This window comes from Acinetobacter sp. YH16044, assembly GCF_013417145.1.
Taxonomy (GTDB): domain Bacteria; phylum Pseudomonadota; class Gammaproteobacteria; order Pseudomonadales; family Moraxellaceae; genus Acinetobacter; species Acinetobacter amyesii.
Window position 1 is genome coordinate 42,253 of sequence record NZ_VPEK01000015.1, and the last position, 16,903, is coordinate 59,155.

At 41.6% G+C, this 16,903-nt stretch carries 13 protein-coding genes; 8 read left to right on the forward strand and 5 right to left on the reverse strand.

Going from position 1 to position 16,903, the window contains the following annotated elements:
* Positions 1-7: 7 nt before the first annotated feature.
* On the reverse strand, positions 8-1,684 hold the full coding sequence (gene baeS, locus FTV38_RS10365; RefSeq protein ID WP_180022417.1) for a sensor histidine kinase efflux regulator BaeS: 1,677 nt from the start codon (positions 1,682-1,684) through the stop codon (positions 8-10).
* A gap of 135 nt (positions 1,685-1,819) precedes the next feature.
* Between baeS and FTV38_RS10370 the strand changes: the two genes are divergently transcribed.
* From FTV38_RS10370 to FTV38_RS10380, 3 genes are all read left to right on the forward strand, one after another.
* Positions 1,820-2,470 (forward strand): hypothetical protein, encoded by a 651-nt coding sequence (locus FTV38_RS10370; protein WP_180022418.1) that lies wholly within the window; start codon positions 1,820-1,822, stop codon positions 2,468-2,470.
* Positions 2,471-2,787: 317 nt separating this feature from the next.
* Positions 2,788-4,590 carry an acyl-CoA dehydrogenase C-terminal domain-containing protein gene (locus FTV38_RS10375; protein ID WP_180022419.1) on the forward strand — a complete coding sequence of 601 codons (1,803 nt, stop codon included), beginning with the start codon at positions 2,788-2,790 and terminating at the stop codon, positions 4,588-4,590.
* A gap of 193 nt (positions 4,591-4,783) precedes the next feature.
* Entirely contained in the window at positions 4,784-6,565 is a 1,782-nt protein-coding gene (locus tag FTV38_RS10380; RefSeq protein ID WP_078194153.1) for an acyl-CoA dehydrogenase C-terminal domain-containing protein, read from the forward strand.
* Between the two features lie 44 nt (positions 6,566-6,609).
* Here FTV38_RS10380 and FTV38_RS10385 read toward each other — a convergent pair whose 3' ends face one another.
* Complete coding sequence (locus FTV38_RS10385; RefSeq protein WP_180022436.1) at positions 6,610-7,245, reverse strand: FMN-binding negative transcriptional regulator; 636 nt, start codon at positions 7,243-7,245, stop codon at positions 6,610-6,612.
* A 170-nt stretch (positions 7,246-7,415) separates the two neighbouring features.
* On the opposite strand from FTV38_RS10385, the gene FTV38_RS10390 reads away from it, so the two are divergent.
* On the forward strand, positions 7,416-7,913 hold the full coding sequence (locus FTV38_RS10390) for a phosphate-starvation-inducible protein PsiE (RefSeq protein WP_168378754.1): 498 nt from the start codon (positions 7,416-7,418) through the stop codon (positions 7,911-7,913).
* Between the two features lie 68 nt (positions 7,914-7,981).
* Here FTV38_RS10390 and FTV38_RS10395 read toward each other — a convergent pair whose 3' ends face one another.
* The gene (locus tag FTV38_RS10395) at positions 7,982-8,455 is read right to left on the reverse strand and encodes an RcnB family protein (protein WP_373685278.1); all 474 of its coding nucleotides are present in this window, start codon (positions 8,453-8,455) and stop codon (positions 7,982-7,984) included.
* Positions 8,456-8,638: 183 nt separating this feature from the next.
* On the opposite strand from FTV38_RS10395, the gene FTV38_RS10400 reads away from it, so the two are divergent.
* Positions 8,639-9,097, forward strand: coding sequence for a hypothetical protein (locus FTV38_RS10400; protein WP_180022420.1), 459 nt, complete (start codon positions 8,639-8,641; stop codon positions 9,095-9,097).
* Between the two features lie 87 nt (positions 9,098-9,184).
* Here the strand turns inward: FTV38_RS10400 and FTV38_RS10405 are convergent, their stop codons facing one another.
* Together FTV38_RS10405 and znuD are read right to left on the reverse strand one after the other, a co-directional pair.
* The gene (locus FTV38_RS10405; RefSeq protein ID WP_180022421.1) at positions 9,185-10,651 is read right to left on the reverse strand and encodes a phospholipase D family protein; all 1,467 of its coding nucleotides are present in this window, start codon (positions 10,649-10,651) and stop codon (positions 9,185-9,187) included.
* A gap of 109 nt (positions 10,652-10,760) precedes the next feature.
* On the reverse strand, positions 10,761-12,845 hold the full coding sequence (gene znuD, locus FTV38_RS10410) for a zinc piracy TonB-dependent receptor ZnuD (protein WP_180022422.1): 2,085 nt from the start codon (positions 12,843-12,845) through the stop codon (positions 10,761-10,763).
* Between the two features lie 148 nt (positions 12,846-12,993).
* Between znuD and FTV38_RS10415 the strand changes: the two genes are divergently transcribed.
* The 3 genes from FTV38_RS10415 (at position 12,994) to FTV38_RS10425 (ending at position 16,886) form a co-directional block, all read left to right on the forward strand.
* Entirely contained in the window at positions 12,994-13,773 is a 780-nt protein-coding gene (locus FTV38_RS10415; protein WP_180022423.1) for a DUF4184 family protein, read from the forward strand.
* A 160-nt stretch (positions 13,774-13,933) separates the two neighbouring features.
* Positions 13,934-15,718 carry an aspartate--tRNA ligase gene (gene aspS, locus FTV38_RS10420; RefSeq protein ID WP_180022424.1) on the forward strand — a complete coding sequence of 595 codons (1,785 nt, stop codon included), beginning with the start codon at positions 13,934-13,936 and terminating at the stop codon, positions 15,716-15,718.
* A gap of 301 nt (positions 15,719-16,019) precedes the next feature.
* Positions 16,020-16,886, forward strand: a complete 867-nt coding sequence (locus FTV38_RS10425; protein ID WP_180022425.1) for a lysophospholipid acyltransferase family protein — start codon at positions 16,020-16,022, stop codon at positions 16,884-16,886.
* Positions 16,887-16,903 lie beyond the last annotated feature (17 nt).

The following is a 16,903-nucleotide window of genomic DNA, read 5'->3' on the forward strand; positions in this document are numbered from 1 at the left end:
CTTCCTTTTAATATTTCATCTGTTTGGGAAATGTCAATTTGCAACGCAAACCGCCCAATGGAGAATGATCAAAACTCAATTCTCCGCCCAATGCTCTAGCTATTTTTACGGATAACGCCAATCCTAATCCTGTACCACCAGTTGCACGCGTACGTGAATCATCCACACGATAGAAACGCTCACCTAAACGTGCCAACTGTTCATCAGTTAAACCAAATGGGCTGTCATCAACATACACGGTCCACTGGGTTTCATCTTGCTCAGTATGAACATGCACTTCACCACCAGCTTCCGTATAACGAATACTGTTGCCCAATAAGTTGACCATAATCTGTTTAAAACGGTCTATATCTAATTGTAATGAAGTGCCATCGCCCGTTGCGGTAATTTTCAAATCGGCTTGTTCAAACTTCGGTTTAAAGCTTTCAACCTCCTGCACAATGACATCCCACGGATTAATCGTAGTGAGATAACAATTTAATTGCTGTGCATCAGCTTGCGCCAAATCAGCCAAATCTTTGGTCAATTTTTTCAGACTACTGACTTGATTCAACATCGAAGTAAAATGCTCTGGCGTTGGCTTACGAATACCGTCCTGCATCGCCTCAATTTGAGCCTGTAACACGGCCAATGGCGTTTTCAATTCATGTGAAGTATCAGCCACCCATTGACGACGTGACGTTTCATGCTGATCGAGAATTACGGCCAACTGATTCAATTCATTCGATAAATCACCAAGCTCATCATTACGGTTCACCGCGACTTGATGTTGATAATTGCCCTTGGTTAACTCACGTGTTCCCATTAACAAACGCTGAATCGGTTTTTTAAAGTATGTTGCCAATAACAATGCTGCAATCAAACTTGCAATAAACGTAAGCACATAAACCAATAATAAATAACGTTTTTGCTTACTAAAGAAGTTAATACTGATTGCATCATCTTGCTCGAGGACAGGTTTGAGTCCTAGATACCCCACGATTTGATTATTCACCATAATCGGACGATAAGAAATCTGTTCATCTGTCGGTTCACCCACGACAAATTGGCGCTGTGCATCATATAAAGATAAACGCGAACTCAAGCCCAAGCGGTCAGGCATTTGGATAAACTGTTTTTTACCACCATTGTTGGTATTGTTTTGAGATGATTGACCTGTATCTTTATCTTTTTCATCCGCGTTCGCTTCTTTGGGGCGGAACACATTTTGATTCGCGCTTAAAGGAAATTTTAAACCTTCAAAGGGTTGAAACTCAGACGGTAAGTTTTGTTCAAGCCATTTTAGCTCTTCAGTTTTTTGTTCTGCCGTTTGCTGTGGCGTTGCCAACATCGATGCTGCATTCAAACTATGATCTTGAAAATAGCGCTGCTGCAATGCAATGTCATATTGACGACGTAACCACCACCGAGAGAGACGATCATAGTCATCTGGTGCTGCCTGCCCTTCAATTTGCAGAATCTGTGCCTGAATCGCATTGCCCCAATCATGATAGACCGTATACACATCGGCTAAATTTTCAATGACATGGTCAAGCTTTTGCATCTCGACATCGGCCACATATTTGGTGAAATTACGCTGCATATTCCAATGCAAAACGCCAAGACTTACCGTTGTGATGACGAGCGTCGTCAACAGCACAGTCAGAAACAAGCGTAGGGCAATCGGGATACGACGTATTTTCAAAAGAGAACTCTCATTTTTCTTCTATATTCATTATTGTAGCGAACACGCAACTAAAAAACTCTCCATTGTTTCTACATCTTTATTATTTAATCTTTAACCATCGGAAAAATATCTAATCTGGTGGGGGTAAAGACTATGAAACAAATGACTAAAATGGCTTTAATCGGTGCAAGCGTATTGAGCATGGGTGCATTAACTGCCTGTCAATCGACAACCGCACCAAAAGATAACGATCATGGCCGCATGATGAAACAACATCATGGTGATCAAGATCGTCGTATGTCACCTGAGCAACGTGAACATTTTAAACAAATGCGTGCCGAGCAACGTCAAGTGTTTGCTGATATGCAAAAAGCCTGCGATGGTAAGGCTACAGGTTCAACAGTTCAAGTAAAAGCTGGCGATAAAAATATTGATGGTACATGTACCATGGTGTTCAAAGCAGACCGTCAAGACATGAAAAAAGCACGTGGTGAACACAAACCAATGCGCGGTGAACATCATCCAATGCGCGGTGAACATCATCCAATGCGTGGCGACATGCGTGGTCAGATGCAACGCGGTGAGCCACTGACTGATGCAAAACGTGCAGAACTGACTAAAAAGTTTGATCAACGTTTAGCAGAACGCCAAACGAAGCAACAAGCGATTATGAAAGCATGCCAAGGCAAGACTGATGGTAGCGCGGTTGCGATTAAAGTTGGCGAACAGCAAATCAATGGTAAATGTGAAGTTCGCTTCCAACCTAAAGCCCCTGTTGCCCCGACGCCAGCACCAGTAAAATAAGTCAAAGTTAGCTCGCAATATCATTGAGTATAAAAAGGCACTCCCATGAGTGCCTTTTTATTGGACATATCTTTTTACGCTTTTTGACTATTTGTGTCATTCATTTTCAGCCAAAAGTGTTTACACTCAATGCACTTAGCATTTTCAAGGGATATTTCTTTGACTTTACAGTCACCAACAAATAGCCCTGAAATGCTTGTACCCAATAAGAAGATGTTGCACGATTAGAACCATTCCAATACGTGTCATTGAAGACACGTTCAAATGTTTATTTAGGATTACTAACGCTGGTAGAAACCAGTATTGAGGAAAACGATATGCCACAATACAAAGCGCCCTTACGTGATATGCAATTTGTTCTGCATGAACTTTTAAAAGCAGAAGATCACTATGCACAATTGCCTGCATTTTCTGATACCGTAAGCCGTGAGTTGGTTGACCAATATCTAGAAGCTGCTGCTGACTTCTGTGAAAATGAACTTTCTCCTCTTAACCAAGTGGGCGACCGTGAAGGTTGTACTTGGAATGATGGCGTTGTAACAACACCAACTGGTTTTAAAGAAGCGTATCAAAAATATATCGAACTTGGTTTCCCGTCTTTGTCTGCTGAAGAACAGTATGGCGGTCAAGGTCTACCTGTTTCACTAGGTAACATCATTTCAGAAATGGTGGGTACGTCGAACTGGGCTTGGGGTATGTATCCTGGTCTATCTCATGGTGCTGTACGTACTTTAGAACACCACGGTTCACAAGAACAAAAAGACACTTACCTTCCTAAACTTGTTTCAGGTGAATGGACTGGTACGATGTGCTTAACAGAATCTCATGCAGGTTCTGACTTAGGTATTATCCGCTCTAAAGCTGAACCACAAGCAGACGGTAGCTATGCAATTTCTGGCGAGAAAATCTTTATCTCTGCTGGTGAACACGACATGGCTGAAAACATCATCCATATCGTACTTGCTCGTCTTCCAGGTGCACCAAAAGGCACGAAAGGTATTTCATTATTCATCGTACCTAAATTCAATGTAAATGCTGATGGCTCAATTGGTGAGCGCAATGCGGTACGTTGTGGTTCGATTGAACACAAAATGGGTATCCATGGTAACGCGACTTGTGTCATCAACTTTGATAACGCAAAAGGCTTCTTGATTGGCCCTGAAAACCGCGGTCTAAACTGCATGTTCACATTCATGAACACTGCACGTATCGGTACTGCTGTACAAGGTCTTTCAGCTTCTGAAGGCGCTTTCCAAGGTGCACTTGCTTACGCAAAAGACCGTTTGGCAATGCGTTCACTTTCAGGCCCTAAAGCACCTGAAAAAGAAGCAGATCCAATTATCGTTCACCCTGCTGTACGCAACATGCTCATGACGCAAAAATCATTTGCTGAAGCTGGCCGTGCTCTGGTTTACTTATTGTCTTTCCATGCCGATATCGTGGAACAAGGTGCAACTGAAGAAGAACGTAAATTCTCTGACAACATCTTGTCTCTATTAACACCAATTGCTAAAGCATTCTTAACTGAAACAGGTTCTGAATCTGCGAAGCACGGTGTTCAAGTATTCGGCGGTCATGGTTTCATTTCAGAACACGGTATGGAGCAAATCGTACGTGATACACGTATCTCTTGCTTATACGAAGGTACGACTGAAATTCAAGCGATTGACTTGTTAGGCCGTAAAGTATTGGGTACTCAAGGTGCAATGTTGAAAGACTTCACCAAGATCATCCATAAATTTGTTGAAGCCAACAAAGACAACGCTGCCATGAAAGAATTTGTTGAGCCGCTTGCTGCGCTAAACAAAGAATGGGGCGACCTGACTATGCAGATTGGTATGAAAGCAATGCAAAACCCAGAAGAAGTGGGTGCTGCTGCGGTCGATTACTTGTACTTCTCTGGTTATGTAACGCTTGCTTACCTATGGGCCCGCATGGCGCTAGTTGCGCAAGAAACTTTAGCTGCAGGAACAACAGATGTTGATTTCTACAATGCGAAAGTAACGACTGCCCGTTTCTACTTCAAGAAAATCTTACCGCGCGTCCGCTCTCATGTAGAAGTGATCGCAGGTGGCCTAGATCCTCTTATGGCATTGGATGCAGAACACTTTGCATTCTAATGTGAATATCTAAAACATATTCAAAAAATTGTACTCTTGAGTGCAGAAATAGAGAAAGGACGGTCATAGCATTGGCAGTCCTTTTTCTTTATAAATAGTCCCATAATTTTACTTTGGTCAATTTTCTCCACGCTTTGTGCCGATACAAATTGCCCCAAGTCCACAGATTCAAACAATAAACAGGTGAACGAACATGCCAATTTATAATGCGCCTCTTGCAGATATGAAATTCATCTTAAATGATGTTTTTAAAGCAGAACAATTCTGGCAAAACAACGAAAATCTTGCTCACGTTGATGCTGCAACTGCAGAAGCCATTCTTGAAGAAATGGCAAAATTTGCGCAAAACGTCACTCATCCTTTAAACCGCACAGGTGATGAAGAGGGCGCAACCTATAGCAATGGCAATGTCACGACTCCTGCTGGTTTCAAAGAAGCATTCAAACAATATGCAGAAGGCGGTTGGATTGGTCTAGGCGCAGACGAAGAATGGGGCGGTCAAGGCATGCCAAAGATGCTGACTGTTCTGTCTGACGAAATGCTGTTTGCAACCAACCCATCCTTCATGCTCTACCCGCTTCTTTCTGTAGGTGCAGGCATGGCCTTAAACAGCTATGCATCACAAGAGCAAAAAGAAACTTATTTACCAAAAATGTATACAGGCGAATGGTCAGGCACCATGTGCTTAACTGAACCGCATGCAGGCACAGATTTAGGTATTATCAAAACTAAAGCCGAACGTAATGAAGACGGTACTTATAACATTACAGGTACGAAAATCTTCATCACTGGCGGTGACCACGACCTTTCTGAAAATATCATCCACTTAGTTTTAGCGAAAACGCCTGATGCGCCTGCGGGCTCACGCGGAATTTCACTCTTCATCGTACCTAAATTCTTGGTGAATGCAGATGGTTCATTGGGAGAGCGTAATGCTGTAGGCCCTGGTTCTATTGAACATAAAATGGGGATCAAAGCGTCTGCAACATGTGTGATGAACTTTGATGGCGCGAAAGGCTACCTGGTTGGTAAAGAAAATGAAGGCCTTGCAGCGATGTTCGTCATGATGAACTACGAACGTCTGTCTATGGGTATTCAAGGCCTAGGTGCTTCTGAATTTGCTTATCAAAATGCTGCACAATATGCGACTGATCGTTTACAAGGCCGTAGCGCTTCTGGCGTTCAATCGCCTGCAAAACCTGCAGACAGCATCTTAGTTCATGGTGATGTACGTCGTATGTTGTTGAATGCACGTGCCAACAATGAAGCGTCTCGTGCATTTGCGGTTTATGTGGGTCAACAACTGGACATTACTAAGTTCTCTACTGACCCAGAAGCAGTCAAAGCAGCCAATAACCGTGTTGCGCTATTAACACCGATTGCGAAAGCGTATTTAACTGATACAGCTTTCCAAGCAACACTCGATGCGCAAATGGTCTTCGGTGGTCATGGCTTTATTCGTGAATGGGGTATGGAACAATGTATCCGTGACCTCCGTATTGCACAGATTTACGAAGGGACCAACGGTGTTCAATCGCAAGACTTAATTGGTCGAAAAACCATTAAGTGCAATGGTGAATTCATTGCTGAATATATCCAAGAAATCCGTGATTTTGCCAATAATTTAGATGCCAGCTTGAACTACATCAAAGATGCAACATTAGATGCAGCAGCTGAAGTTGAAGCTGTGACTCAATATGTACTTGAAGCTGCTCGTGAAAACATTGAATTCCCGAACTCAGCAGCAGTTGATTACTTACATGCTGTAGGCCTACTCAGCTTTGCCTATATGTTTGCCCGCATTGCAGATGCAGCAAAAGACAAAGATGGCGAGTTCTACCAAAACAAACTTGCACTAACTCTTTACTTCACGCAGCGTATTTTGCCTGAATTGGCTTTACGCATTGCTAAAGTGAAAGCAGGTTCTGAAGTGATCATGAACTTCTCTGAAGATTACTTTACCAACCAAGCTTAATTAGTCGCACAAAATCAAAAATGCCCGATTTATCGGGCATTTTTTTATTCATTGTAGTGATAATATTTCCTGACTGACCTAGCCATTTCAGAATTCGCATTTTCCAAAGCTTTTGCCACATTCATCGCATCTACAGCACTTCGGTTTTGACTGACTTTAAATTTCCCGATCATCGACTGGATATCGACTTCAATCGCCACAATTTTCTCTAACTGTTCAGCAATAAAATCATTAGGCGCATCGCCCATTTTCCACGGCACGGGTTGGCTAGCTTCATGTTGTCGAGTCAACCGAGCCAGAACCCCTCGTAAATATTTTTCATCGTCAACTTTACGAATTGTGCCTTTGACATGCACCACACGGTAATTCCATGTCGGTACAACGCGATGATGCTCCTGTTTTCCTTCATACCAGCTAGGCGAAATATATGCATCATCGGCATGAAAAATCACATAGGCGTGCGCTGACTGATTTAGCAATTCAAACATTGGATTGGTCTTGGCAATATGACCGCGCAATATACCCAATTCGCCTGACTCAGTGTCATATTCTAGTGGTAAATGATTCACTTCCAACTCACCATTGGGTGCCGTCAGTATTACTGTCGCCAAAGCATGCTTACGCATAAGATCAATCAGATCAAGGAGTTCATTCTGTTTAAAATGCGTTGGTTGATACATCGTCGCTTCATTCTTATAGGACAAAATTTAAGCTCAAACTTAACATTAAAAACTTTATTAAACCTAAAAAATATTTTTGTCATATGCGCTTCATGTGCATGAAATTTGCTTGGTATTTAATGACTTGTTCTTGATTGAATATTCACGCAATTTACACAGGAGGAATATATATGACACACCGTGATCCTAAAGTAGAAAAAATCGAAGCCCTCCTCGACCGATTTGGCAACCTTGCTGTGGAAGGTTTTCATTATCTTGCGCTGTTTGTCATCGGCTGTATGATCTTATGGTCTGCGGGTCATACCATTTTTGAAATTATTACAGTTAAACAATTCGCCACGATTGACGATATTTTATTATTGTTTATTTACCTCGAACTCGGTGCCATGGTTGGTATTTATTTTAAAACCAACCACATGCCTGTTCGCTTCCTGATTTATATTGCTATTACTGCCCTGACCCGTTTACTGATTTCGGACATTCAACACGACCATAAAGCAGATATGGGCTTGGTCATTACTACAGGTTCGATTCTAATTTTAGCTGTGGCCATTTTGATTGTGCGCTTTGCCTCTTGGACTTACCCTTCGGTTATTCGAGATAAGCATTCCGAGAAGCCATTACCTGAAGGAAAAACCCCACGTCCGCAAGATGATGAATTGGCTTAAACACTAATTCGTTCCTTCTCCTTTTAGGAGACGAGTAGCACTACTACGCAAGAGAGAGGTTATAAACCTTATCGATTAGGCACCAATACATAGCGACCATTTTCAAAAATCCAGTACATTCCATTGGGTGGTGCTGGTAAACCTAAACGCTGCCAATCACTGATAAAAGTATAGGTTGAACTGGAAATACTCGCGCTGGCAGGATCACCATTTACCCAGCTATAACTTTGTGAATTTTGGATAATCGTAGTCGGTGCTTGATATTGAATACTTATGCCATTTTGCACCTGTGGTGGATATGGACGGTTTGGATAATTGGGATATTGAGGGCGATGAGGATAGTTCGGATAATGCTGCGGGTAATTGGGAGCATGCTGTGGATAGCTTTGACCATGTTGGGGATAACCAGGCCGATTCATAGTAGGTGGACGCTTAGTGGTATCCACACCTTGATAGTTTGACCATTTGTTTTCCGCAAAAGTACTGGCTGAAGTCATTATCAGCATCACACCTGCCATTGCATAGAATAATGTTGCTTTCACTCAAGCTCTCCTTCACGGTATATAGATTAAGTATAAAACCCATTTTAGGAGAAAAAATGAATAAAAATCCATCAAATGCAAGAATTTGTTAATTTTCCGACCAAGCTGATCGCACCTTCAAGCTAGCCTGTTTTTCATTGGATTATGCTAAGATTGATTTTATTTCGTAGTGGATCAAATGCTGTGTCTGAATTAAGTTTTGACCGACTTCATCAATTTTTTTCGAAAGTACCAAGTATCCAAGAAGCCTTAATCGACTCCTACGGCACCGATGGTAAAACTGCTTGGTGGTTTAAATTTCAAATTAATGTAGATCACCCTTTAGCATGGCAAACTGTTCAAGAATTGGGCCATGTATTGAACTATATTTCTAAAAATGAACGCTTACCGACTCAATTTTTACCGGTTTCTCCGCCACCATATATGAATGGCGAAGCAAAACAATTCTTGTCTTGGGTGATTCAATGTAACCACGCCGATTTTCCACCAGATGTCATCTGTGACTGGTTAGAAGCTCGTTTGCCACAACCAGTAGATGATGCCGATAAATGGAAAATCAAAACAGATATTAAAGAATTGGATCAAATGTCAGATAAAGATTTAGATCAAATCGTTCCGCCAAATCCTGTACCGAAGAATTAAAACTGATTAAATTCCTCCTAACCTCCCTTTAAAAAAGGGAGGAAAGTCCCTCTTTTCAAAAGAGGGATTTGGGAGATTAAGACAATTCTAAAAAGTAGATATTCCGCTCCATTCCATAAAGCGATACAACACATATTTCAAGGTCGATTCATCCGCATATTTACTATAATCGACACTCATTTGTTTACCATCCAGATTTGACCAAGCGGTATTAAAGTACTGTGATGCATCTTTAAAAACTTGAGCATTTTTCAGACCGATCACGCGTAAATCAGTTTCTAAATTATAATTTTTCAAGTTACGCGCCGTGAAATTGGCAGAACCTAAAATCATATCGGCTTGATAAGCAGTACGTTTTAAAATCATCTTGCTATGGCACTGCTCACCTTGGGTATTACACCAACGTACATCAATACCGGCATTATGTAGTTCTGAAGCAACAGGACGGTTTGGAATACCATTTTTGGTTCGACCAAAAGCATCTTTATTCGGATCGAGTAATACACGAACTTTCACGCCACGTTCATGCGCAGCTATGAGTGCTTTGATAATTCTACGTTCTGACAAGTAGAACATCGCAATATCAATTTCTGTACCCGCTTTTTGTGCCGTATTAATCATATCTAATACGCCATCATAAATGGCTTTTTCAGTCAGCACCTGTACTTGAGGCTCAGTTTTCGCAGCTTCAACATCTTTAATCACCACAAATGGAATATTGGCTTTGGACATCATGCCGACTGCTTGCTCGGTTTTTAACAGATCAATCGCGGTCATGCCTTTGACGGTTAAGGCCACATTAGAATGTCGTGAGCTACCATCATGCGGATTCATAGAGGTGACCAAACCTTTCCAACCTTCAACGGTATCTACCACCAAGGTTTTACGATGATTGGCTTTAAAGTTGAAAAGATCCATATAACTGCGGATCGTCACCTTTTCGGTTCCCAATGGGTTCGGTAACCAGCCTTTTTCAGGATTATTGCCAATATCTTGACAACAGATATACCAAAAACCTGACCATGCAGGATTGGACGCACGAAGCGGCGCCAAATTGGTTTCCATCAACTCAATCCCCCCTTGCCGTAATTGACGATAATGCTCGGGTTGAATGCCGCCATAGACCGAATTGACAGGGTCAGTAATCACAAAAATTTCCACTTGAGGAGATAGTCGACGCTTCAAAATCAGCGCATCGGTCAGCTCCTGTGTTAATTGTTCATGTTTTAATTGAGAGTCGCCAACTTGCGGATTAAAGAGAAACATATCCAACACAATGGTCGACTGTGCTTCTTCGATCATTTTCAGCATTTCTTTAAAAATGCGATGTTCCTGTTGCTGCTTTCCTTGCGCATCGATATAGGTTTCATCCACTAAAAAGTTCATTTCAGCATGGCGAAGTTTTCCCGTGTAGTTCAACCCTTCTGGGAGTGGCTTTAGCGTGTGATAGGTTGCCGATGCCAAATAACCTAAAACCAATAAACCAATGACCACGCCCACATAGCGACGACGTGACCAATTGAGCTTGTGATGTATTCGTTGAATGATGCGCATAAGAAAAAACCTAGTCTAATGCGCTCAGACTAGGTTTTATTCATTGATTTTTCAAGAGGATTTCTGTGACTTTACCTAGACTTACTTAGAGAAGTCTGTGCAAATTCAATTAGAAACCAAATTCAAGACCAACTGTAAAATTACGACCGACTTGTGGAATATTGGCAAGGAATGACGTGTGAGAGTAAACATCTTCATCCAATAAATTATTGGCTTTGAAATAAACCCGATAATCATTTTGATCTTTCAACTGACCACTATAGGCCACACCCAAGTTCACCATGTTGTAGCCATCTGTTTCACGCTCAAATGCTGTGATTTTGTCTTGTTTGAATACATGTGAATATTCTGCAAGACCTGACCAACCATCGGCAAAGTCAACATCGACCTTGGTTCCTAAGCGCCCTGCAGGCACACGTGGCGCATTTTCACCATCAATTTTGCCGCGAACATAATCACCAAAGACACTGAGTTTATACATGTCATTTACTGCATAACCCACTTGAGCTTCCGCACCATAGAACTTGGCTTTGTCTTGGGTGTAATCAACTAAGCGGAAGTTTTCAAAATTATCTTTGGTTGCAGCATAAATGTAGTTGTCATACCAGTTGTGGTAAACATGAACGTGATAATCCAACTGATCTTTTTCGTAATGGAAACCCAGTTCTAGATTATTGGATTTTTCCACATCCAGATTTTCATTTCCGCGTTCATAGGTATTGGTCGCAAAATGCTTACCATCTGCATAGAGCTCTTGCGCCAATGGCAAACGCTCTTGATGAGAACCCACCAAGGATAATTTATAATTGGGTGCAAACGCCCAGTTCACAGCACCTGAGTAGGAAATACCATAATCGTCATAATCTTTTTGTGCAGAATCGATCTGAATTTTCTGCTGATCGACACGGGCGCCCAGCTCGACATGAAAATCACCAAATTGTTTATGTTCTAAACCAAATACACTCCATTTTTGGGTTTTATTTGGGTTGATCAATGACTCTTCGCCACTGATATTGAGCTTTTGTTGATTGTATTGTGCGCCTATCACCCCTTCCCAATCCGCAATCGGGTTATGCACCAACTCTAAACGACCATCATAGCCCTGACTTTTAAAGGTCGTTGCCGCTGTATCGCCTTCAATTTCATCATGTTGATAATCGGTATAACTTGCATGTGCACGGATTTTTTGGAAGCCCGCAAACGGATTCGCAAGTTCGGTACGGAAATCATAGCGTTCTGACTTTAAATCAACCCATGGGCCTGCGGCATCATGATCGTGATCATGCTCGTCATGGGCTGAATGATCATGCTCATCGGTATGCCCATGGTTGTCATGACCATCACAATGTAAATGGTCATCATGTGGATGACAGCTTTCATATTCATGACTATGCCCCGGCAAGCCATATTGGTCTTGACGGTTGCTATAAGACAGTCCAGCAAAACCTCGATCATGAATCCATGACACACCTACACTGACATTTTGCCCTTCTGCAAAGGTGTTGCCGACACGGCGTTCTTTTTCTAATTCGCCATCATGATCATGAAAATAATTGGGTGCAATATAGTCATTGGCTTTACGTTTCGAGCCTTCTACACGGATGGCAAATTGCTCACCTAAAGCAGCCGTCACACCGGCACTCGCCAATTTTTCATCACTGCCTGAGTTATAACGAACCCCAACTTGCCCTTCATAACCTTTATCAGGAATAGAGGTAGGAATCTTTTGATCCGTCACGTTGACCAAACCGCCGACTGTTCCTGCCGCATATAACAGTGTTGATGGCCCACGAATCACTTCTACTTGTTTCGCTAAAATTGGATCAACCGTCACTGCATGGTCAGGGGATAAAGTTGAAACATCTGCTGTTTCAGATGCATGCTCCAACACTTTGACACGTGGCCCATCTTGACCACGCAGCACAGGTCGACTTGAGCCTGCACCAAACTGATTTGAATACACTCCAGGTTGTCCGGCAATGGCATCACCAATAGTGACTCCACTTTGTGCCAAATCTTTATGCTTAATAATGTTATCTGCAACCGCAAAATCTGCAGCACTTTGATTTAAAGGATGAACCTGAACATTAATCGCTTCGAGCTTTTGTACCTGTTGTTGCTGATCATCAGCATAAATATTGGGTGCAATCACTGCAAAAATTGAGATCGTGATTAAATTCTTATGAAAGGACATTTGGAGAGACTCAAATCTGGCTAATTTTGAATAATGTTATAATATAACATTTCATTACTTTTGCAATAAAAAACAATTGAACATCTTCAAATCAGTTACACTGCGCTATACATAACCTTGTATTTATTGATAAATTTATTCGAATTCAATGCCTTTCACTCTTTCTCATGCCGTGTTAGCCCCACCAATTTCTAAACTGACTGGAAACCGGTTGCCGATTGCTGCTCTCGCGATTGGTAGCATGGTGCCGGATTTATTTCGCTTATTTACCAATGCTGATTACGCCGGCTCACATCAATGGTCAGGTTTCATTTTTCCCAATTTAATACTCGGATTGATCTTCTGTTTCATTTGGTACGCTATTTATCGTCCTGTAATATTCGCTTTTTTTGGTTTAAATAAACCGTTAAACATTGATGGCGTAAATCGCTTTTGCGGTTTTATCATAAGCATCATCCTCGCATTGCTGATTGGTACAGCCACGCATATTATTTGGGATGGCTTGACCCATGTTGACTTTCGTACCTTTGCATTTAAGGATCTATTGGGTCTACCGATTCAACTTTTCGGTCATTCATATCCCTTACATCGTGTGTTGCAAATTGGATTATCTGGCTTGGCACTCCCCGTTTTGGCATGGATGATTTATCGTCATCATCTTCATTATCGAAGTACAGTAAGCATCCCCACATCCATCAAAGTCTATGTATATGGTTTAGCGGCCCTGTCTTTAGCTGCGGGCATCGCAAGTTATTTTTATTTTGCTGACAGTATTTATTCTGATGCCTTTGTACACGACTTGTATGCCTATGTCGGCAAAGCCATTAATTATTTTTTCCGTGCATTTTTAGCCACGTTTAGCTTCGGTAGTCTGATATTTCTGATCTTAAGCAAGAGCACCAATATTTTTTCAACGTCATCGGCTTAAGCCCATCATTGACCGAAAATTTGCTGTAAATTTGGCAGTTTTAGCAATAAGTCCTTGTGACAAAACAGCCAAAAAGAGGCATAATCCCCTATTCGAATAAAAGCGGTGCGCTGTTTACGCATTCGCTGACCTTAACCCATATAGTTGGATTTCTAACGCTATGATGCGAACTCATTACTGCGGCTCACTTACTGAAGCCCAAATCGACCAAACCGTTACATTATGCGGTTGGGTTCACCGTCGCCGTGACCACGGTGGTGTAATCTTCCTTGACATGCGTGACCGTGATGGCCTTGTTCAAGTGGTGATTGACCCTGATACTCCTGAAGCTTTCGCGACTGCTGATAAATCACGTTCAGAATTCGTATTAAAAATTACAGGCCGTGTACGTCGTCGTTACGAAGGTACTGAAAACGCGAATATCGTGAGTGGTCAAATCGAAGTTTTAGGCAAAGAAATTGAAGTTCTTGCTGCGTCTGAAACTCCTCCATTCCCATTGAATGACGAAAATACCAATATTTCTGAAGAAGTACGTTTGAAATATCGTTTCCTCGATATTCGTCGTCCAGAAATGTTAGATCGTTTACGTTTCCGTTCTAAATTAACAAACCTTATTCGTAACTACTTCGAAGAAAATGGTTTCCTAGACGTTGAAACACCGATTTTGACTCGTGCGACTCCTGAAGGTGCGCGTGACTATTTAGTACCAAGTCGTGTTTCTAATGGTAGCTTCTACGCACTTCCACAATCTCCACAATTGTTCAAACAGTTGTTAATGGTTGGCGGTATCGATCGTTACTACCAAATTGCTAAATGTTTCCGTGATGAAGACTTACGTGCTGACCGTCAGCCTGAATTCACACAAATCGACGTTGAAACATCGTTCATGAGTGACGATGACATTATGGATTTGATGGAACGTTTAACGGTTAAGATGTTCAAAGAACTTCTAAACGTTCAGTTCGACAAGTTCCCACGTATGACGTATGCAGATGCAATTCGTGACTATGCATCTGATAAACCTGACTTACGTATTCCTTTGAAACTTGTTGATGTTGCAGACATGATGCAAGACGTTGAGTTCAAAGTATTCGCAGGTCCTGCAAAAGATCCTAAAGGCCGTATTGTTGCGCTTCGCGTACCAGGTGCTGGCGCGCTTCCACGTAGCCAAATTGACGAATACACTAAATTCGTTGGCATTTATGGCGCGAAAGGCTTGGCTTACATCAAAGTCAACGAACTTGAAAAAGGTATTGAAGGTCTTCAATCTCCAATCGTTAAATTCATCGAGCCAATCGTGCTTGATCTATTGAAACGTGTTGGCGCTGAAAATGGCGATATCGTATTCTTCGGTGCAGATAAAGCGAAAATCGTAAACGATGCGATGGGTGCTTTACGTATTAAAGTCGGTCACGACATGAAACTTGCAACTTGCGAGTGGGCGCCACTTTGGGTTGTTGACTTCCCAATGTTCGAAGAAACTGATGACGGTAAATGGACGTCTGTTCATCACCCATTCACGCTGCCAAAATCAAGCGTTGAAGAAGTGAAGAACAACCCAGGTGCTGCACTTTCTGTTGCTTACGATATGGTATTGAACGGTACTGAAATCGGTGGTGGTTCATTACGTATCTTCAATCTAGAAATGCAAAAAGCGATCTTTGAAGCGCTTGGTATTTCTGAAGAAGAAGCAGAAGAGAAATTCAGCTTCTTGCTTAACGCCTTGAAATTCGGTGCACCTCCTCACGGTGGTTTGGCATTCGGTCTTGACCGTTTAGTGATGTTGATGACTGGTGCATCTTCTATCCGTGACGTGATTGCATTCCCGAAAACAAAGACTGCGGAATGTCCTTTAACTCAAGCGCCTGCGCCAGTTGAAGCGAACCAATTACGTGACCTTGGTATCCGTTTACGTGAAAAACCCAAAGCAGAAGAAGCTAAATAATATTTAGTCTCACCTGTTAAAAAAACCCTGCGCTATGCAGGGTTTTTTATTTCGATCAACAAAAGGTCGTTGAAAACCTACAAAACATAAATTAAAGATTTGATTGACTTTGCTAATATCAAAATGATTCAACTGCGTTATGATGTTGCACTACATCCTTTGGGCAATGGATAGCTCAATTTTCCACTTCCAATTATTTTGTTTTTAGATTCAGATCTTTTTGTACTTTTCACTGAATAAGTCCGGTCTCTTGGCAAAATTTATTTTATTCCATGCTGTCAATTTTGAGACCTTGTGATCCATGTACTTTATATTCAAAATCATCGCGCTATTGCCACTTTGGCTGTTACAAAACTTCGCCTTGATGATCGCGTTTATTCTTGACCTGTTTAACTCATCAATCAAACGTATCACTAGCATCAATATTCAACTGGCCTACCCAGATATGTCAGCGACAGCGAAGAGACAGCTCGTCAGTCAAAGTATCCGCAGCCAATGCCTGACCTATATTGAATTTATTAAATGTTGGGGTATGCCACCAAGTTATAGCCTGAGCTTACTGAAAAATATTTATGGTGAAAATATCCTCACTGAAGCACTTGCGAATAAAAAAGGTGTCATTGTTGTGGTTCCGCATTTTGGCTGTTGGGAATTACTCAATGCATGGCTGAATCTGTATACAGAACCCATGATTATGTATAAACCAAATAAAAATAAAGGAATCAATCGGTATCTGTTAGAAGCACGTGAGAAGTTTAATGCAACCCTAGTCCCGACAGATGAAACAGGGATCCGTGCCATTTTTAAACATTTGAAACAAGGTGGTCTGACGGTCATTTTACCTGATCATTTACCAAAGCCTTCAGGCGGCATTTATTCCAATTTTTTTGGGCAAAATACTTTATCGATCACACTTGTTTCAAAACTTGCTGCAAAAACCCAATGCAATGTCATTGGATTAAGTTGTATCCGACAACCTAACCTACAGTACTTTGATGTGCATTGCCAAACCTTATCAGACGAGATTTTATCTAAAGACTTACAATGTTCTGTCGACGCACTGAACATCGCGATGCAAGACATCATTAACCAAGCACCAGAACAGTATATCTGGTCTTATAAGCGCTTTCGGGTCTGCTTTGGCAATATCAATATATACCGCAAATAAAGGTGATCTAAGAACAT

Bases quoted from the DNA above. Each gene is read 5' to 3' on its own strand.
- FTV38_RS10370 (WP_180022418.1), top strand. From the start codon at position 1,820: ATGAAACAAATGACTAAAATGGCTTTAATCGGTGCAAGCGTATTGAGC.
- FTV38_RS10380 (WP_078194153.1), top strand. From the start codon at position 4,784: ATGCCAATTTATAATGCGCCTCTTGCAGATATGAAATTCATCTTAAAT.
- FTV38_RS10390 (WP_168378754.1), top strand. From the start codon at position 7,416: ATGACACACCGTGATCCTAAAGTAGAAAAAATCGAAGCCCTCCTCGAC.
- znuD (WP_180022422.1), bottom strand. From the start codon at position 12,845: ATGTCCTTTCATAAGAATTTAATCACGATCTCAATTTTTGCAGTGATT.
- FTV38_RS10425 (WP_180022425.1), top strand. From the start codon at position 16,020: ATGTACTTTATATTCAAAATCATCGCGCTATTGCCACTTTGGCTGTTA.
- FTV38_RS10385 (WP_180022436.1), bottom strand. From the start codon at position 7,245: ATGTATCAACCAACGCATTTTAAACAGAATGAACTCCTTGATCTGATT.
- FTV38_RS10405 (WP_180022421.1), bottom strand. From the start codon at position 10,651: ATGCGCATCATTCAACGAATACATCACAAGCTCAATTGGTCACGTCGT.
- FTV38_RS10415 (WP_180022423.1), top strand. From the start codon at position 12,994: ATGCCTTTCACTCTTTCTCATGCCGTGTTAGCCCCACCAATTTCTAAA.
- FTV38_RS10375 (WP_180022419.1), top strand. From the start codon at position 2,788: ATGCCACAATACAAAGCGCCCTTACGTGATATGCAATTTGTTCTGCAT.
- aspS (WP_180022424.1), top strand. From the start codon at position 13,934: ATGATGCGAACTCATTACTGCGGCTCACTTACTGAAGCCCAAATCGAC.